The following is an 18,346-nucleotide window of genomic DNA, read 5'->3' as shown; positions in this document are numbered from 1 at the left end:
GAGGCGACCAGTTGTCATTACAGTGGGGACCAGCCACCCCCCAGCCGGACAGCCATAGGAGGCTCCCGAAGTGCCCACCGCACCAGCAGGCACGTTGTACCGCGGCCGAGAAGGCATGTGGTCGTGGGTCGCGCACCGCGTGACCGGCGTGCTCATCTTCTTCTTCTTGCTCGTGCACGTGCTCGACACCGCGCTGGTCCGCGTGTCCCCCGAGGCGTACAACGCAGCGATCGGCACGTACCAGACCCCGATCATGGGTCTCGGCGAGGCCGGCCTCGTCGCGGCGATCGTCTTCCACGCCTTCAACGGCATCCGCATCCTGCTGGTGGACTTCTGGGCCAAGGGCCCGAGGTACCAGAAGACGATGCTCTGGGTGGTCGTCGGTCTCTTCGTCGTGACGATGGCGGGCTTCCTGCCGCGTCACCTCATCAACGTCTTCTCGGGGGGTCACTGATGACACACGGCACCGCAGCGGTCGCGAAGGTCGACTCCCCGCGCTCCCCGTACGCACGGCGCAAGACGACGCGCGGCAACTACGAGCTCTACTCCTGGGTCTTCATGAGGGCGTCCGGGGTGGTGCTGCTCGTCCTCATCTTCGGCCACCTCTTCGTGAACCTGATGGTCGGCGAGGGCGTGCACGCCATCGACTTCGCCTTCGTCGGTGGCAAGTGGTCCAACCCGATGTGGCAGGTCTGGGACCTGCTGATGCTGTGGCTCGCCATGATCCACGGCACCAACGGCGTGCGCACCATCATCAACGACTACGCCACCCGGGACCTGACGCGCGGCATCCTCAAGGGCCTGCTCTTCCTGGCGTTCACCGTCGTGGTCGTGCTGGGCACCCTCGTGATCTTCACGTTCGACGCGTGCCCGCCGGACGCGCCCGCAGAGCTGCTCGCCTCCTTCTGCACGGCCTAGCGCTCCCGCACGACCGGCACACCCCCAGCCCCACACTCCGAACCTCATAGCAGGAGGCATCGAGCCCGATGCAGACCCATCAGTACGACGTCGTGATCGTCGGCGCCGGCGGCGCAGGAATGCGTGCCGCCCTGGAGTCGTCGAAGGAGGCCCGCACCGCGGTGATCTCCAAGCTGTACCCCACCCGCTCCCACACGGGTGCCGCCCAGGGCGGCATGGCCGCGGCCCTCGCCAACGTCGAGGACGACAACTGGGAATGGCACACGTTCGACACCGTCAAGGGCGGCGACTACCTCGTCGACCAGGACGCGGCCGAGATCCTCGCCAAGGAGGCCATCGAGTCGGTCCTCGACCTGGAGCGGATGGGCCTCCCGTTCAACCGCACCCCCGAGGGCAAGATCGACCAGCGCCGGTTCGGCGGGCACACCCGGGACCACGGCCAGTCCGCCGTGCGCCGCGCGTGCTACGCCGCCGACCGCACCGGTCACATGATCCTCCAGACGCTCTACCAGAACTGCGTGAAGCAGGACGTCGAGTTCTTCAACGAGTTCTACGTGCTGGACCTCATCACCGACCACGACCTCACCACCGAGGAGATCGCGGACGGCGAGGAGGTCAACGCCACCGGCGTCGTCGCCTACGACCTGGCCACCGGCGAGATCCACGTGTTCCAGGCCAAGGCGATCATCTTCGCCACCGGCGGCGCGGGGAAGATCTTCAAGACCACCTCGAACGCGCACACCCTCACGGGTGACGGCATGGCGCTGGCCTACCGCCGCGGCCTGCCGCTGGAGGACATGGAGTTCTTCCAGTTCCACCCCACAGGCCTGGCCGGCCTGGGCATCCTCCTGTCGGAGGCCGCCCGCGGCGAGGGCGGCATCCTGCGCAACTCCGAGGGCGAGCGCTTCATGGAGCGCTACGCCCCCACCATCAAGGACCTGGCGCCGCGCGACATCGTGGCCCGGTCGATGGCGAACGAGGTGCGCGAGGGCCGCGGCGCCGGGCCGAACAAGGACTACGTGCTGCTCGACCTGACGCACCTGGAGCCGGCGCACATCGACGCCAAGCTCCCGGACATCACCGAGTTCGCGCGCACGTACCTCGGCATCGAGCCCTACACCGAGCCCGTGCCCGTCTACCCGACGGCGCACTACGCGATGGGCGGCGTGCCGACCAACGTCCAGGGCGAGGTGCTGCGCGACGGCGTCAACGTCGTCAAGGGCCTGTACGCCGCCGGCGAGGTCGCCTGCGTGTCGGTGCACGGCTCCAACCGCCTCGGCACCAACTCGCTGCTGGACATCAACGTGTTCGGCAAGCGGTCCGGCCGGGCCGCCGCCGCGTACGCGAAGACGGCGTCGTTCCACGACCTGCCCGAGGACCCGACGGCCCGGGTGGTGGCGCAGCTCGACGAGATGCGCAACCGGCCCGAGGGCGAGCGCGTGGCGGACATCCGCAAGGCGCTGCAGGACACCATGGACCTCAACGCCCAGGTGTTCCGTACCGGCGAGTCGCTGAACCAGGCCCTGTCCGACATCCGCGAGCTGCAGAAGCGCTACCGCAACGCGTCGGTGCAGGACAAGGGCAAGCTGTTCAACACCGACCTGCTGGAGGCCATCGAGCTGGGCTTCCTGCTGGACATCGCCGAGGTCACGGTGGTCGCGGCCATCAACCGCAAGGAGTCACGCGGTGGTCACTACCGCGAGGACTTCCCCGACCGCGACGACACGAACTACATGCTGCACACGATGGCCTACCGACGTCCGCCCGAGGCGTCGGACCAGGCCGAGGGCCACGTGGAGGGCTACTTCGACCACGTCGAGGAGTTCGACGGCTACAAGGTCGTCCTGGGCTCCAAGCCCGTCATCCAGACCCGGTACGAGCCGATGGAGCGTAAGTACTGATGACTGCCACACTCGAAGCCGCCGCACCGTCCCCCGCGGGCGAGATCCCCTCGTTCACGGTCACGCTGCGGATCCGGCGGTTCAACCCCGAGGTGTCCGACGAGGCCACCTGGCAGGACTTCACCGTCGAGGCGCACGGCACCGACCGTATCCTCGACGCCCTGCACAAGATCAAGTGGGACGAGGACGGCTCGCTCACGTTCCGCCGCTCCTGTGCGCACGGCGTGTGCGGCTCGGACGCGATGCGGATCAACGGCCGCAACCGCCTGGCCTGCAAGACGCTCCTGAAGGACGTCAACCCCGACAAGCCGATCACCGTCGAGCCCATCAAGGGCCTGCCGGTCGTCAAGGACCTCGTGGTCGACATGGAGCCGTTCTTCGCCTCCTACCGTGAGATCATGCCGTTCCTCATCACCACCGGGAACGAGCCCTCCAAGGAGCGCTACCAGTCCCCCGAGGACCGCGCGCGGTTCGACGACACCACCAAGTGCATCCTGTGCGCCGCGTGCACGTCGTCCTGCCCGGTGTTCTGGACGGACGGCCAGTACTTCGGCCCGGCCGCGATCGTGAACGCGCACCGCTTCATCTTCGACAGCCGTGACGAGGGTGGCTCGCAGCGCCTGGAGATCCTCAACGACAAGGAGGGCGTGTGGCGCTGCCGCACGACCTTCAACTGCACCGAGGCCTGCCCCCGCGGCATCGAGGTCACCAAGGCGATCCAGGAGGTCAAGCGCGCGATGATCACCCGCGCGTTCTGATCCCACCCCGGCGCAGGACACCGCAGCAGGACCAGGGCGCTCAGCCCTGGTCCTGCTGCTTCTGCGGCGGGTCCGCCATCCAGGCGCTGGCCATGAGCAGCACACGGGCCAGCAGGTTGACCAGGATCAGGATGGTGGCGACCACCGCGAAGGACGCCAGCAGGGCGTTGCGGGACGCCGCCCCCGCGACCACCTCGGTGCCGAGGTAGCGCAGCGCCCCGGCGACGACGCCGACCGCCAGGGCACCCGCCACGAGGTCCCGGCGCACGGGGCGCGCGCCACCCACCCAGCGCACCACCGCGGCCACGACCGCCGCGTCGAGCACGAGCGTCACCAGGGCTCCGCCCGCGCGCACCGCGAACGAGACCGCGCCGCCGTCGAGCCCCAGCGCCTCCAGCAGCCACGGCACCGCCGCCGAGACCGCCACGCTCGCGGCAGCGGTGACCAGCACGCCGGCCCCCAGCAGCACGAAGCCCAGGAGCTGCCGCAGCCGCTCCGTGACGGGGTTGCCCGCACTGTCCGTCTCACCGAACATGGCGCGGACCGAGCTGCGCAGCGCACCCATGAACCCCGTGGCCGACCAGAGCAGCACCACCGCCGCCACGACCGACGTCCAGCTCAGGCCGGTGGAGAGCACGAGGTCGGACGGCGACAGCACGCCGCCGTCGCCCGTGTCCACGAGGCCCGGCACCCAGGTGTCCACCTGGGCCAGCACCGCGTCCCGCAGCTCGGCGTCGCCGCCGAGCACGCGCACGAACACCGTGTACCCGATGGCGAGGGCCGCGAACAGGGAGAACAGGGCCGCGTACGCCATGCCGCCGCTCAGCACCGACCCGTTCGCCGTGTTGAACCGGTCCAGCGCACGGGCGGCTCTCGTCGCCTCCCAGCGTGCCCAGACCGTCCTGCCGAGCTCGATCAGCCGCTTCATCGGGTCAGAGCCTATGCGTCCCCCGGGGTTGCCGCGGCGTGAACGCGGCGTGACATGTCGGCGGCCACGCCCGACTTCAGGGGCGCCCCCGCGGCCGCGCGGGCTAGCATCTGGCCTTGCCGGAGGGACGGCGACGACGTCGGCGGTCCACATGGGGGGACGAACGGAGCTCGGCCATGCGCGTCAGGATCCTGGGACCTTTGGAGATCAGCGACGGCCGGACATGGCACCCCGTGACCGGCCGGGGCCGCGCGGTGCTGGGCAGCCTGGTCGCCCGGGCGCCGCGGCCCGCCCCCGTGGACCAGATCATCGACGACGTCTGGGCGGGGCGCGCACCCAAGTCGGCCCCGACCCAGGTCTACGGCAGCGTCCACAAGCTTCGCCAGCTCCTGCACGACGACGACGGCGCCGCGCTGCGGCGGTCCACCGACGGCTACCTGCTGTCGCTCGGTCCCCTCGGCGTCGATGCGGACCGGTTCGCGTCCGGCGTCGAGGCCGGGCTCGACCTGTTCCGCACGGGCGCGCTCGACGGTGCACGGCAGGCGCTGGACGAGGCGCTGGCCATGTGGCGTGGCGCGCCGTTCGACGGGTACCCGCCCGGCGGCGTGGCGACGGCGCTCGCCCTGCGGCTGGAGAACCTGCGCGCGACCGCGGAGCAGCACCGGCTGGAGGCACGCATCGAGTGCGGCGAGCACGCGGCCGTCATCGACGAGCTGCACGAGCAGGTCGCCCGGCACCCGTTCCGCGAGGACCTCCGGCGCCAGCTGCTGGTCGCCCTGTACCGCTCCGGACGCGAGGCGGAGGCGCTCCAGGAGTACGGGCGGCTCCGTGAGACCCTGGCCGAGGAGCTCGGGACCGACCCGAGCCAGGCCACCCAGACGGTCTACCAGCAGATCCTGGACCGGAACCTGCCGCCTGCCGCCGCGGGGTCCGCGGCCGGGGCCGGCGCGCCCGCCACCGCCGTCGGCCCGGCGGCCCGGGCCGTGCCCGCCACCGGTGCGGGGACCACTGCCGCTCCGGTCCGGCAGCTCCCGCCCGGCGTGGCGGACTTCGCGGGACGCACCCAGGAGGTGGCCGAGCTGGAGTCGTTCGTGCGTGAGCACGAGTCCTCCGACGCACCGCTGGTCGTCGTGCTGAGCGGTGCACCCGGGACGGGCAAGTCGACGCTCGCGGTGCACCTGGCCCGGTCGATCCGCGACCGGCACCCGGACGCGCAGCTCTACCTCGACCTCGCCGGCACGTCGACGAGCCCGGGTGAGCCCGCCGAGCTCCTGGCGACGATGCTCCACTCGCTCGGCCGGTTCGGGCACCCCCTGCCGAGCTCCGTCGACGCACGCTCGGCGCTGCTGCGCTCGATGCTCGCGGACAGCAGCACGCTCCTCGTGCTGGACGACGCGGCCACCGCCGCCCAGGTGCTCCCGCTGCTGCCGCCCACCGGCACGTCCACGGTGATCGTGACGAGCCGTTCCACGCTCACCGACCTGCCGGGCGCGCGCCACCTGCACATCGACGCCCTCCCGCCCGACGACGCGGAGCAGCTCCTCGCCCGGATCGTGGGCCGGGAGCGGATCGAGCAGGAGCCGGCCGAGGCGCGCGCGATCGTGCGGCTGTGCGGTTACCTCCCGCTGTCGATCCGGATCATCGGCGGCCGGCTGGTCGGGCGTCCGTCCTGGCCGCTGCGCCAGCTCCGGCTGCGGCTCTCGGACGAGTCCCACCGCCTGGCCGAGATGCGCCTGGGCGACCTCGACCTGCGGGCCAGCCTCGACCTCTCGGTCACCTCCCTGGCGCCGGACGCGCAGCTCGGGTTCGACCTGTTCGGTCTGCTCGGCCCCCACGACGTGCCCGGCTGGGTGCTCGGCGCGCTGACGGACGACTCCGACCACGAGCGGGTCCTGGACCTGCTGGTCGACGCCGGTCTGCTGCAGCCGGCCCGGCACGACGCCGTGGGCCAGGCCCGCTACCGGATGCACGACCTCGTCCGGGCCCACGCCCGCGAACGGGCGCTGGACCGTGGCGAGGACGTGTGCCGCGCGGCCGCCCGGCGTGTCGTGGGCACGTGGGAGCACCTCGCGCGGCACCAGCGCGAGGGCGGCCCGCCCAGCCTGTTCGACCCGCTCGACGCACCCGGCTCGCAGGACCCCCCGGGGGCGGTGGCGCACCTCGCGGAGCAGGTCGACCCCGACGCGCCGGCCTGGCTCGCCGCGGAGCGCCAGGCGCTGCTCGCGGCCGTCCGGCTGGCCCGCGAATGGGCGCTGGCCCGACCGGGGCGGCGCCTGGTCAGCACCCTGGCTCCCCTGTACGACGAGCAGGCGCTCTACGACGACTGGCGCACCAGCCACGAGCTCATGCTGTCCTGCCCCGGCCTGGACGCCACCGACCGGGGAGAGCTGCTGCGCGGGCTGGGCCAGGCCCTGCTCTACACCGGCGGGCTCGAGAAGGCCGCCCGGCACTTCGGGGACGCCGCGGCCGCCCACGAGTCCGCCGGGCACGCGAAGGGCGCCGCGCTGGCGCTCGCCGGGCTGGGCACCGTCCACCGGCTGCGCGGACGCCTCACCGAGGCGGAGAAGTGCGCACGCACCGCGCTCGCGGTGATGGTCGAGACCGGCGACGTGCCCAAGGAGTCGCTGCTCCGGGGCTCGATCGGACGGATCCTCGTGGCGAAGGGACGGCCCGCCGAGGCGCGACCGTGGTACGACGCCGCACTCCGGCTCGCCCGGGAGACCGGTGACCTGCACCGTGAGGCCGTCACGCTGCGCGACCTCGGCTCGCTCGAACGCGAGTCGGGCCGTCCGCGGGAGGCAGCGGCGCACCTGGAGCGGTCCCTCGAGCTGTTCCGGGACCTGCACGACGAACGGTGCACCGCCATGGCGCTGCTGCAGACGGGGCCGGTGCTCGCCGACCTGGCCGACGCCGCCGGGGCCGGGTCCGCGCTGACGGAGGCCGCCCGGCTCTTCCACCTCGCCGGCCTGTGGGACGAGGAGGACCGCTGCCGCACGCTGCTGAACGGCCTCGACGGCGAGCTGGTCGCACCACCCGCGCCGTGAGCCCCGTGACGCCCGGGCCATGACCGACGCCGCCACGGTCACCCGGCGGGCACCGTGATCGCCAGCACGTCGAGGTGACGTCGCAGCTCCTCCGCGATCTGGTCCTGGCGCATGGTCAGCGGCAGGTCGGTCATCCGGGCCACGCGCAGCGTGCGGTCGTCGGCCCACGCCATCCCCAGGTAGCCGGCGAACGCCGGGAACTGGCAGCTGTCGCACGCCCCGACCGGGATACCCACCTCGCGCGTGCCGACCACCGCGAGGTCCGCGAGGCGGACGATCGACACCTGCATCTGCGGCGGAGCCTGCGTCTGGAACGCGACGGCCGCCCACCGGCTGTCGGGCGAGATCCTCAGTCCGTGGACCATCTCGCACCCGGGGAGCGCGTCGGTCACGGTCCGGGTGCCCCTGGACGACTCGCGCACGACATCGGTCCGCAGCGCCTCGACCCAGCACGGGATCATCCGTTCCCCGTCGAACGACTGGCCACCACCGGCCAGCACGAGCCGGTTCCCGGCGACGGCGCCGGCCGCCACCGGATCCTGCCTCGTCGCCAGCACCGCCTCGTCCGTCGCGGTGCGCACCGTCACCTCGACCGGCCCGGCCGGCAGGCCGTCGTCGTCCTTCCCCACCCGCTGCAGGATCGTGGTCGAGGCATCGGGCGCGCCGAGGAGCCCGGTCCCCCGGCCCGCCAGCGACACCTCCTCGCGTGAGCGCACGGCCCCGGCGTCGTCGAGCACCACGAGCTCGCGCCGCAGTCCCCCGTCCGGGTCCTCGCCTGCCGTTCCGTACAGGACCACACCGTCGGACGTCGGCTGCACGCCGTCCACCACCAGGCCCTCGACCTCGCCGGTCGGCAGCAGCCGCACGTCGTCGTCGGGCAGGACCTCGAAGAGCGGTACGGGCGTGGCCGTCGTGCCCTCGGGCTGCCGGGCCTGGAAGAAGAGCTGGGGCACCAGGCGGTCCGCGCCCGACGGCCCCGTCCAGGACACGGGGGCGGCGGCAGGCAGGCGGGTGTCGACCGGCTCGGCCCACGGCGGCGCGGAGCAGGCCGGGACCCCGAGCACGATCAGGCAGGTGAGGACGGCGCACCACCGGGGACCTCGCAGACGCATGGACGACTCTCCCTTCGTCGGTCCGGGCACGGACGGCGTCGGCTGCCGGGACCCGCAGACCCCGGCAGCCGGCGCCCTGGGGTCAGAAGCCCGTGTTCAGACCCCGGCCACCGTTGCCCCAGCCCCGTGCGGAGTTGCTGCCGAACCCGCAGTACGGCGTGCCGGTCTCGGTCACCATGCAGAGCTGCTCGTAGGCGGCGCTCGTGTTGTCGGTCGCGACGAACCCGACGGAGGTGCCCGTGGAGGCCTCGGTCGTGTAGTTGCCGTCACCGTTGCCGTCCCACCGGAACCGCACGGTGTTGCCGTCCGAGAAGGCGTCCTTCAGCGTGGCGTGGTACTCGCCGTCGCTGTTGCACGTCCCCGAGTTCGGGATCTCCCGCGCCCGCTCGACACCGTTGTAGGACATGGTGCTGGTGATCCCGTTGCCCGCGCCGTTGCACCGGGCCTCGGCGGACGTTGCGCCGACGGCGCCGAGCAGCGTGGTCAGGAGCAGCACCGACGCCCCGCCGGCGACAAGTCGCGATCGAATTCGCATGGTGTTCCTCTTCTCTCGGGTGTGCCCGGGACCTCGCCGGGCCTCTTCGTCCGACGTCTCCTGGCCGGGCCAGTCGCACGCCGGCCCACGGCCGCGCCGGGGCAACGCCCAGACTGCGGCGACCACCTACGCGCGCCCTGTGCCCCGTCTTCGCCGGAGGAGTGAGACCGCGCATAGGTGTCGCATAGACCGCGGGCGCACGCTCGCGACGAGAGATCCCTTCACGAGCGAGGAGCCAAGTGATGGAACGGACAAGGATGCGCGCCGCCAAGGCGCTGGCGGTGGTGCTGGCGCTGCTGGGCAGCCTCCTGGTGGGCACCGTGGCGGCGGTCCCGGCGCAGGCCGCCACCCGCGACGGTGTCTGCGACGAGGGCGAGATCTGCTTCTACTACAACAGCGACAACGCCGGGTCGATCTCCGACCACGGGAAGGCCGACGTCAGCAGCTACGGCACCGACCCCGCCACGTGCTACGTCTTCCGCACCGCCGGCAAGGCCGGGTACAACCAGTGCATCAAGAACAACGTCGCCTCGGTCTGGAACCGCACGGGCGTCCAGGTGCGGGTGCACTACAACTCGGGCTTCGGCGGGGCCTGGGACACGGTGGCGGCGGGTGCCAAGCGCGACCTGACGGCCGCGGTCAAGAACAACAACGCCTCGCACGACGTCACGCCGCTGCGCACCACCGGGACGTTCCAGGTGCCGTTCCCCTGCGGCGAGACCTGGTCCGCCCAGACCCGCACGAACCACAGCCCCCAGCTCGCGGTGGACTTCAACCACGACCCGGACGAGGGCTGGAAGGTCTACGCGTCGGCCGCCGGCGAGGTCACCACGGTGCGCGACCTCGGCAACACCTCCTACGGCAAGTACATCGTGATCACCCACGCGGGCGGCTACCAGACCCTGTACGCCCACCTGCAGAGCTTCAACGTCTCGGTGGGCCAGGACGTCAGCGCCACCACCTGGATCGGGCGCGTCGGCTCGACCGGCGGCTCGACAGGGCCTCACCTGCACTACGAGCAGAAGAAGGACGGCTCCGTCATCCGGGCCACCTTCGCCAGCGGCAACCCCATCTACTACGGGACCAAGAACCTGGCCCGGACCAGCAGCTGCCCCTCCTCGTGAACCCGAGCCAGGCTCCTGGACCCGGCCCCCTGAACCCGACGACGAGAGCGAGACGAGCATGGAACAGCTGAGAAGGCGCCTCACCACAGGACTCGTGGCGGTGCTGACCCTCGCGAGCAGCCTCGCGGTCGGCACGCTGACCGCCGCGCCCGCGCAGGCCGCCACCCGCGACGGCGTCTGCGACGCGGGCGAGTTCTGCTACTACTACAACAGCGACAACGCCGGGTCGATCTCCGACCACCCGGCGGCCGACCTCGCCGACTACGGGACCGACCCGGCCACGTGCTACGTCTTCCGCACCGCGGGCAAGGCCGGGTACAACCAGTGCATCAAGAACAACGCGGCCTCGGTCTGGAACCGGACCGGCGGCCAGGTGCGGGTGCACTTCAACTCCGACTTCGGCGGCACCTGGGACACCGTCGCGGCGGGTGCCAAGCGCGACCTGACGGCCGCGGTCAAGAACAACAACGCCTCCCACGACGTCACGCCGCTGCGGACGGAGACCTGCAAGAACTCCTTCGACAACCCCCGCACCTGCGCCGGTGCGGTGTCCTGGGCCAACAGCAAGGTGGGCGCGACGGGCTGGGGCGGTCTCTGCGACCGCTTCGTGGCCAACGCCTACGGCCACGCCAACAGCGGCTCGGTGAGCGCCATCGTGCACTGGGGCCAGATCCCCTCGGCCCACCGGAACGCCGGTGACCGGAGCGTCCCCGCCGGGGGCCTGGCGTTCTTCCGCGGCGGCGAGTACGGCCACGTGATGATCTCGGTCGGCGGCGGAACCTTCGTCTCGAACGACATCGACGGCTACAACAGGATCTCCACGGCCACGATCGCAGAGGTCGAGAGCGAGTGGGGCTACACCTACCTGGGCTGGGCGCAGCCCTGGTTCCAGGTCAACCACTGATCTGACGGAGACGGTGCCGGGGGCGTGCCCGCTCGGGCGCGCCCCTGGTGCTGCCGGGCCACGCACGACCCGTACCCCACGACCGGGAGAGAACATGTCACGCACCATGAGGCGCCTCGCCGCCCTGGTGGCCACCGCCGCCGCGGTGGCCGCAGCAGTCGTCGTACCGGGAACCGCAGCCCAGGCGGCGACCCGCGACGGCCTCTGCGACGCCGGGGAGTTCTGCTACTACTACAACAGCGACCACGCAGGGTCGATCTCGGACTTCGACGTCTCCGTGGGCGACTACGGCACGGAGCAGCCGTCGTGCTACGACTTCAAGGGCGCGGGCGCGGGCCAGGGCCTGTGCCTCAAGAACGACGCCGCCTCGGTCTGGAACCGCTCGGCGAAGCCGGTCCGGGTCTACTACAACTCGGAGTACGGCGGCACCTACCAGGAGGTCGCCGCGGGCGCGAAGGTGAACCTCAACAGCACCCTGAAGAACAACAACGCCTCGCACCGCTTCGGCCCGTTCGTCACGGCTCCGCCGTCGCACGCGAGCTACTACGTCTCGGTCCAGGACACGAGCTGGGCGTACGACACGGGCTGCACGATGGGCACCCGGGACGCGAGCCGGGCCGGCACGCAGACCACCGTGGTCGTCCTGGCCTTCGGCAAGACCACCCTGGGGTCGGACGGGGTGCACGTGCTGTCCTACTTCGGCGGGGCCGACCGGCAGTTCTCCGCCGCCCGGCAGATGGTCGTCGCGATGGGCAAGGGGTACGACGACTGCACCGGGTCGGACACCGCCTCCCGCCTGCGCATCGGCCTGGGCACGAACAACACGCCCGGCAGCGCCCTGACGGGTGCCGCGGGCGCCGCGCTCGCCACGGCCGCCAAGAACGCCGCCGCCGACCTGGCGGGCTACCCGCAGGCCACCGCGTGGGGCGCGAACGACTTCGAGGCCTGGGGTTCGACGTCGGGGCTCAACGCCCAGTCCCGCGCCTGGCTCAACGGCTACAACGGGGTGTCGGGCCGTCCCCCGCTGGTCAACTTCGGCAGTGCCGACGGGTGCCCGACGACGTCGGTCCCCTCAGCGGGATCCTGCAACCCGGGACTGACCGCCGACACCATCTGGTACGTCTCGACCAGCGGCGCCGCCCAGCCGCTGCCCGAGATCTACACCACCTCCGGGTCACAGGCGAAGCAGTGGAAGTTCCTGTCGCTCTACGCCTACGGCAAGGGCGCCAAGCTGACGTTCCCCGGCGTGATGTCCCAGCGTGGCGCCTGTGACCAGCGCGGCTGCGAGGGAACCGACAACTCCCCCACGGCGTCGTGGCTCCAGCTCGACGAGCAGGTGGACAGCGACAGCCGCACCGCGACCACGCCGGGAGCGCCGACCAGCATCTACTGGCAGGAGGACCTGGTCGCGGCGGCCGGGCAGGACACGACCGGGGCTGTCGCGTCCGCGGCGGCACGGACCGCCGCCTGGCCGGCCGGCATCTTCGACGACGCCGAGGCGCCGGTGCGCGGCGCCGAGCTGCTCGGGAGCAACCGGTGGGTCGGTCACGCCGGCGGCCGGACGCTGATGGTGTGGGCAGGGCGCTCGGGCGAGGACCGGACCCTCGGACGCGTGCTGGTCGCCACGACGGGGACCGGTCTGATGACCGCCTCGCACCGGACCGTGGACCTGCCCGGTACCGGGGCGCTGCGCGTGGTCGCGGCACACGGTGCCGTGCTCGAGCTGGTCGACGAGCACGGCACCCGCCACGTGCTCGACGCCGCGTCGGCGACGGTGCGCTGACGCCCCGCCCCGCCGCCCCGGCCTCGACGTCGGCGCGGCGGGGCGGCGGGCGCACGGCTTCCGCGCCGTGCGCCCGAGGCTCGCGTCAGCCGAGGGGGAACGCAGCCTGCGGGCGCCAGATCCCGTCGTCGCCGTGCTCGTACTGGAAGAAGCGGTCCACGTCGAACTCGGCGGAGTAGTCCGCCATCGCTTCGAACGCCTTGTCGAGGGCGCTGTCGGGCACCTCGTGGGCGATGGTCACGTGCGGGTGGTAGTTGAACCGGAGCTCACCGTCGAGGATCCCGGAACGCACGCTCGACTCGAGCTGCTCGCACTCGGCGATGCCCTGGGACAGGGCCACGAACACCACGGGCGAGATCGGCCGGAAGGTGGCCGTACCGCGCAGCTGCACCCGGAAGGGCGGTGCGGCGGCCGCCACGGCCGCGAGGTGCTCGCGCGCCTCGGCGAGCTGGCCGGCCTCCAGCACCGTGGGACCCAGCAGCGTGATGTGCGGAGGGATGAACCTCGCGAGCGGGTCGTCCGCGGCCACCCGCGCCGCGCTCAGCTCCGCGGCGTAGGGCTCCGGGATCTCGATGGCGATCCCTATGCGGATCTGGCCTGGTCCCCGCTCGGGGAGGTTCACCGTTCGCCTCGCGCGGGCAACAGCCCGAACCGCTCGTACATCCGGTCCAGCACGGGTCGGGCGATCGCGCGGGCCCGGTCGGCGCCGTCGGCCAGCACCTTGTCGAGCTGCGCGGGGTCCGCGAGGTAGGTGTTCGCCCGCTCCTGGAACGGCTCCAGGAAGGCGACGACGGCGTCGGCCAGGTCAACCTTGAGGTAGCCGTAGCCGCGGCCGTCGTACTCCTTGGCGATGGTGTCGACGTCGCGGCCGGTCACGGCCGAGAAGATCGTCAGCAGGTTCGAGATGCCCGGCTTCTCGGCCGGGTCGAACCGCACGCCGTACGACTCGTCGGCGTCCGTCACGGCCGACTTGATGGCCTTGACCGCCTTCTTCGGGTCCTCCAGCAGCCAGACGACGCCCTTGCCGCCCGTGCTGGACTTGCTCATCTTGGCGCTCGGGTCCTGCAGGTCCTGGATCTTCGCGACGGCCTTGACGATGTGCGCCTCGGGGACGACGGCGGTGCCCTCGCCGAACCGCGCGTTCAGCCGCGTCGCGAGGTCCCGGGTGAGCTCCAGGTGCTGGCGCTGGTCCTCACCGACGGGGACCAGCGCGGCGTCGTACAGCATGATGTCCGCCGCCATCAGCACGGGGTAGGTGAAGAGACCGACCGTGGTCCCGTCGTTGCCCTGCTTGGCGGACTTGTCCTTGAACTGCGTCATCCGCCCGGCCTCGCCGAACCCGGTCTGGCAGCTCAGCAGCCAGGCGAGCTCCGCGTGCGCCGCCACGTGCGACTGCACGAAGAGGATGGACCGCTCGGGGTCGATGCCCCCGGCCAGGTACTGCGCGGCCGTGCGGCGCGTGCGCTCCCGCAGCAGTGCGGGGTCCGGGTTCACCGTGAGCGCGTGCAGGTCGACCACGCAGTACAGCGCGTCGTAGGAGTCCTGCAGCGCGATCCACTGCGACAGGGCGCCGATGTAGTTGCCCAGGTGGAGCGAGCCGTCGGTGGGCTGCATCCCGGAGAAGATGCGCGGCGCGGCACCGCGGTCGGCGCCTGCCGGCGTGCCGGCCGTGGTCGGGGATTCGGTGGACATGGCCAACATTCTGGCAGGTCCATGCGCGCTCACCGAATCGTCAGGTCGCCTCGTCGTCGTACGGCGCCTTCCCGGGTTCCGCGAACGCCTCGGCGGGCGACGCGGGCGTTCCGTTCGCCGCGCCGGCCGCGGCCGCCGCCGCAGACGGGCGCGACCAGGTCGACGGGCCGTCGTCCAGCAGGGCGTCGCGCACGATCTTGCGCGGGTCGTACTGGCGCGGGTCGAGCTTCGACCAGTCGACGTCGCTGAACTCGGGCCCCAGCTCGTCGTCCACGCGGGCCTTCGCGTTCTGGAGCATGTCGCGTCCACGCCGCACGAAGGACCCGAGCTGCTCCGCGTAGCCGGGCAGTCGCTCCGGGCCGATGACGAGCATCGCGACCACGATGATGATCACGAATTCCCAGCCGTTGATGCCGAACACGGTCAGAGCCTACTCGTGTCGCCGGAAGCGCCGGAGAACACCCGGTGAACCCCGTTCACTGGCCGCTCGACCGCTCTTCGAGGACGACGCGCAGCTCGCGCTCGTCGCCACCGGACCGCACCTGGAGCGTCACCGGGTCGCCCGGCGCCTTCGCACGGATCGCGACGATCAGCTCGTCCGCCACCGACACGGGACGCCCGTCGATCGCCAGGATCACGTCGCCGGGCTTCACGCCCGCCTGGTCGGCCGGGCCGCCCGGCGTGACCGCGGGCGTGCCCTGCTGCGGCTCCTCCGACACCTGGACGCCCTCGCCCTGGTAGGTGGGGTCGAGCAGCACGCCGATGACCGGGAACGTCGCCGTGCCCGTCTCGATGAGCTGCTCGGCGGTGTGCCGGGCCTGGTTGGACGGGATCGCGAAGCCGAGCCCGATGTTGCCCGTGGCCGCGGCGGTGCCCGGCCCCTGCGCGATGGCGGAGTTGATGCCGATCACCTCGCCCGCCGTGTTGACCAGCGGGCCGCCCGAGTTGCCGGGGTTGATCGCGGCGTCGGTCTGGATCGCGTCGATGAACGCCGCCTCGGCCGCCTCGCCGGCCTTCACGGGGCGGTGCAGCGCGCTGACGATCCCCGTGGTGACCGTCGCCTCCAGCCCGAGGGGCGAGCCGACGGCGAGCACGGAGTCACCGACCACGACGTCGTCCGAGTCGCCGAGCACGAGCGGCGTCAGGCCGGTCTCGTCGACGCGGATCACCGCGAGGTCGTAGTCCGGCGTGGTGCCGACCAGCTCGGCGGGCTGCTCGTGGCCGTCGGCGAACGTGACGGTGACGTCCGCCCCCGACGCCGCCTCGGCCACCACGTGGTTGTTGGTGAGGATGTAGCCCTCGGCCTTGAGGATCATGCCGGAGCCCGTGGCGACGCCCTGCTCGGCACGCACCTCGATCGACACGACGCTCGGCAGCGCGGCGGCGGCGATGGCCGCCACCGACCCCTCCGGCCGGTCCACGTGGGTGGCACCGGCGGCGGGCTCCGGGAGCGCGGCGTCCGCCGGGCGGGCGGAGTCCTGGGCGTCCAGCAGGCCGTAGGCGGCCACCCCGCCGCCGGCCCCCGCGACGAGGCCCAGCAGCACGACGGCCGCGACGGAGCGGGCACCGAGCCGCCCGCGACGGGTGCGCGGCGACGGCGCCGGGTGCGGGGCGTCGGGATGCGAGCCCTCGGGGTACGACGTGGCCGCGTCGGCCGGCCCGGCCTCGTCCGGCGCCGCCGGGGACGGCAGGGGGACCGTGGTCAGGAGCTGCTCCGTGGGTCGCTCGACCGGCCGCGCCGGGAGCTGTGCGGTGCCCTGCGCCTGCCCGTGCTCGCCCTCGGCGCCCGCCGCCGGTGCACCGGCCACCGGAGCACCGGGCGCCGGGACATCGGCGTCGGACCGGGTGGCCGGGGCCGACGGTTCCTTCGGCGGAGGCACTGCTGCTCGCGGCGTGGGCGGCGCGAACGGGTTCTCGTCGGTCATGGGCTTTCGATGGCTCCTGTCACGGTGTGCCACCCGCGGGCGATGCGGGGCAGGACCCCGGCATCGTAGCCATGCGCACCGAACGACGCCACGAGCTCGCTCAGCACCTCCTCCGGTGCCTCCGCGACGACGTCCACCACCATGTCGTCGGACTGCCACGCCACATGGGCGGGCTCGGTGGCCAGCACCTGGACACCGCCCACCGTCGTCGCGCCGTCCTGGGCGAGCTGACCCGGACGCTCCCGGACCACCGCGCGGCCCGACGGGCCCGTCAGGTCGATCTCCAGCGTCTGTCCCTGGTCGCCCACGAGGCGCATGGCCGAGACCGTGTAGCCGTCGGGCAGGTCGGACGGGGCCACCCAGCCGTTGTCCGCCACCCAGTCGAGCGCCGCAGAGGTCCGTCCGCCGGAACCGCCCTCCAGCGTGGCGAGCACGTCCTGGCCCGCCGCCGCGGTGTCGGGGCCCGTGCGGCCGAGCATCGTCATGCTGGTCTGCGCGGAGAGCTGCGGGGACACCACGGGGACGTCCCCGAGCGTGAAGAGGGCCAGGCCCAGCACCCCGACGCCGCCCACGCCGAGCGCCGCGATCCGGGTGGTCCGGCGGCGGCGCGCCGGCTTGTCGAGGCTGCCGTCGAAACCGCCGCCACCGGTGAACGAGGCCGTCTGCCAGGCCGGGACCGAGAGCGGGTCCGGCCCCAGCAGCGGGCGGCGCAGCGGGTCCTCGTCGGTGGGCGGGATGCTCGCCTGGAGCGCCATGAGACGTGCGGTGAGGGCCGGGTCCGGCACGACGTCGGCGGCGGAGGACAGCGCACGCCGGGCCGCGCGAGCCGTGTCCAGCTCGCGGGCGCACAGGCGGCACGTCGTCACGTGGGAGAGCGCCTTCTCGGTGTCCGCGGGCGACAGCTGCCCGTCGGCCAGCGCGCTGATCAGGTCGCCGAGGTGCCCCATCAGGCACCCCCGCGGGTCGGCGCGAGGTGCTCCAGCGCGTCGCGGAGCTGGGCCCGGGCCCGGTGGATCCGGGAGCGCACGGTGCCGAGCTTCACGCCCAGGGTCACGGCGATCTCCTCGTAGCTCAGGCCCTCGATGTCGCACAGCACGACGGCGGCGCGGTACTCGGGGCGCAGCGCGTCGAGCGCCCGCTGCACGTCCTGGTCGAGGTTCGCGTGCTCGTACCCGCGCTCCGGGCGGCCGAAGTCACCGGTGTCGGCGACGTGCCCGTCGTCGTCACCCATCGCCTCCATGCGGATGCGCTTCTTGCGGCGCGCGCCGTCCAGGAACAGGTTGGTGGTGATGCGGTGCAGCCAGCCCTCGAACGTGCCCGGGGTGTAGCTGGACAGCGACCGGAACACCCGGATGAAGGTCTCCTGCGTGAGGTCCTCCGCGTCCTGCTTGTTGCCCGTGAGCCGGTACGCGAGGCGGTAGACGCGTGCGGAGTGCTCCCGCACGATCTCCTCCCACGTGGGCGGCTGCCAGGGCATGTCGGCGGCGCCGGCCCCGGTCGGGGTCGACGCACCTGGATCTGCTGCGCGAGTACTCACAGAAGTCATCGTCCTCTCAACGTACGTGTCGGCCCAGTCGTTCCCACGGGCTGTACCCTGACGCCGCACGTGATGCACACATCTGGACAGGTCCAGCGGAGGAAGCCATCAGCACAGCGGAGCCGTCCGGCCACGGCAGGGTCGCGGCCTGGGTCTACAGCGAGGCCTTCGTCCCCGAGGACGAG

17 protein-coding genes are annotated in these 18,346 nt (G+C 72.4%); 8 read left to right on the top strand and 9 right to left on the bottom strand.

All coding sequences use genetic code 11. From position 1 onward, the window contains the following. Positions 1-70: 70 nt before the first annotated feature. From sdhC to ACIG47_RS03685, 4 genes are all read left to right on the top strand, one after another. A complete protein-coding gene (gene sdhC, locus ACIG47_RS03700; protein ID WP_397416653.1) occupies positions 71-454 on the top strand; it encodes a succinate dehydrogenase, cytochrome b556 subunit in 384 nt (127 codons plus the stop codon). Next, complete coding sequence (locus ACIG47_RS03695; protein WP_397429661.1) at positions 454-918, top strand: succinate dehydrogenase hydrophobic membrane anchor subunit; 465 nt, start codon at positions 454-456, stop codon at positions 916-918. The genes sdhC and ACIG47_RS03695 overlap by 1 nt, the downstream gene beginning before the upstream one ends. A gap of 68 nt (positions 919-986) precedes the next feature. Continuing rightward, the gene (gene sdhA / locus ACIG47_RS03690) at positions 987-2,819 is read left to right on the top strand and encodes a succinate dehydrogenase flavoprotein subunit (RefSeq protein WP_397429660.1); all 1,833 of its coding nucleotides are present in this window, start codon (positions 987-989) and stop codon (positions 2,817-2,819) included. After that, positions 2,819-3,577 (top strand): succinate dehydrogenase iron-sulfur subunit, encoded by a 759-nt coding sequence (locus tag ACIG47_RS03685; RefSeq protein WP_397429659.1) that lies wholly within the window; start codon positions 2,819-2,821, stop codon positions 3,575-3,577. Before sdhA ends, ACIG47_RS03685 begins: the two co-directional genes overlap by 1 nt. A 40-nt stretch (positions 3,578-3,617) precedes the next feature. Here the strand turns inward: ACIG47_RS03685 and ACIG47_RS03680 are convergent, their stop codons facing one another. Continuing rightward, complete coding sequence (locus ACIG47_RS03680) at positions 3,618-4,505, bottom strand: YihY/virulence factor BrkB family protein (RefSeq protein WP_397429658.1); 888 nt, start codon at positions 4,503-4,505, stop codon at positions 3,618-3,620. A 176-nt stretch (positions 4,506-4,681) separates the two neighbouring features. On the opposite strand from ACIG47_RS03680, the gene ACIG47_RS03675 reads away from it, so the two are divergent. Continuing rightward, the gene (locus ACIG47_RS03675; protein ID WP_397429657.1) at positions 4,682-7,549 is read left to right on the top strand and encodes an AfsR/SARP family transcriptional regulator; all 2,868 of its coding nucleotides are present in this window, start codon (positions 4,682-4,684) and stop codon (positions 7,547-7,549) included. Positions 7,550-7,587: 38 nt separating this feature from the next. Here ACIG47_RS03675 and ACIG47_RS03670 read toward each other — a convergent pair whose 3' ends face one another. Together ACIG47_RS03670 and ACIG47_RS03665 are read right to left on the bottom strand one after the other, a co-directional pair. Beyond that, positions 7,588-8,661, bottom strand: coding sequence for a hypothetical protein (locus ACIG47_RS03670; protein WP_397429656.1), 1,074 nt, complete (start codon positions 8,659-8,661; stop codon positions 7,588-7,590). An 82-nt stretch (positions 8,662-8,743) separates the two neighbouring features. Beyond that, positions 8,744-9,196, bottom strand: a complete 453-nt coding sequence (locus ACIG47_RS03665) for a hypothetical protein (protein ID WP_397429655.1) — start codon at positions 9,194-9,196, stop codon at positions 8,744-8,746. 242 nt (positions 9,197-9,438) lie between these two features. Between ACIG47_RS03665 and ACIG47_RS03660 the strand changes: the two genes are divergently transcribed. From ACIG47_RS03660 to ACIG47_RS03650, 3 genes are all read left to right on the top strand, one after another. After that, positions 9,439-10,320 (top strand): peptidoglycan DD-metalloendopeptidase family protein, encoded by an 882-nt coding sequence (locus ACIG47_RS03660; RefSeq protein ID WP_397429654.1) that lies wholly within the window; start codon positions 9,439-9,441, stop codon positions 10,318-10,320. 58 nt (positions 10,321-10,378) lie between these two features. Then, on the top strand, positions 10,379-11,224 hold the full coding sequence (locus tag ACIG47_RS03655; RefSeq protein ID WP_397429653.1) for a peptidase inhibitor family I36 protein: 846 nt from the start codon (positions 10,379-10,381) through the stop codon (positions 11,222-11,224). Between the two features lie 94 nt (positions 11,225-11,318). Beyond that, positions 11,319-13,007 (top strand): peptidase inhibitor family I36 protein, encoded by a 1,689-nt coding sequence (locus ACIG47_RS03650; RefSeq protein ID WP_397429652.1) that lies wholly within the window; start codon positions 11,319-11,321, stop codon positions 13,005-13,007. A gap of 85 nt (positions 13,008-13,092) precedes the next feature. On the opposite strand, the gene ACIG47_RS03645 is transcribed toward ACIG47_RS03650, so the two are convergent. From ACIG47_RS03645 to sigE, 6 genes are read right to left on the bottom strand one after another with little or no spacing between them, the layout of a single operon-like run. Then, positions 13,093-13,629: a 2'-5' RNA ligase family protein gene (locus ACIG47_RS03645; protein WP_397416627.1), complete on the bottom strand. Its 537-nt coding sequence runs from the start codon at positions 13,627-13,629 to the stop codon at positions 13,093-13,095. Continuing rightward, positions 13,626-14,699, bottom strand: a complete 1,074-nt coding sequence (gene trpS / locus ACIG47_RS03640; protein ID WP_397429651.1) for a tryptophan--tRNA ligase — start codon at positions 14,697-14,699, stop codon at positions 13,626-13,628. The genes ACIG47_RS03645 and trpS overlap by 4 nt, the downstream gene beginning before the upstream one ends. A gap of 40 nt (positions 14,700-14,739) precedes the next feature. Then, positions 14,740-15,120 (bottom strand): twin-arginine translocase TatA/TatE family subunit, encoded by a 381-nt coding sequence (locus tag ACIG47_RS03635; protein ID WP_397416621.1) that lies wholly within the window; start codon positions 15,118-15,120, stop codon positions 14,740-14,742. 55 nt (positions 15,121-15,175) lie between these two features. After that, positions 15,176-16,624 (bottom strand): trypsin-like peptidase domain-containing protein, encoded by a 1,449-nt coding sequence (locus ACIG47_RS03630; protein ID WP_397429650.1) that lies wholly within the window; start codon positions 16,622-16,624, stop codon positions 15,176-15,178. Beyond that, a complete protein-coding gene (locus ACIG47_RS03625; RefSeq protein WP_397429649.1) occupies positions 16,621-17,571 on the bottom strand; it encodes a zf-HC2 domain-containing protein in 951 nt (316 codons plus the stop codon). Before ACIG47_RS03625 ends, ACIG47_RS03630 begins: the two co-directional genes overlap by 4 nt. Beyond that, positions 17,571-18,170 carry an RNA polymerase sigma factor SigE gene (sigE, locus tag ACIG47_RS03620; RefSeq protein WP_397416613.1) on the bottom strand — a complete coding sequence of 200 codons (600 nt, stop codon included), beginning with the start codon at positions 18,168-18,170 and terminating at the stop codon, positions 17,571-17,573. The genes ACIG47_RS03625 and sigE overlap by 1 nt, the downstream gene beginning before the upstream one ends. Positions 18,171-18,346 lie beyond the last annotated feature (176 nt).

It is taken from the genome of Promicromonospora sp. NPDC052451, assembly GCF_044547525.1.
Taxonomy (GTDB): domain Bacteria; phylum Actinomycetota; class Actinomycetes; order Actinomycetales; family Cellulomonadaceae; genus Promicromonospora.
Note: the sequence above shows the minus strand (reverse complement) of the source record. Positions and strands in the feature narration are given on the sequence as shown.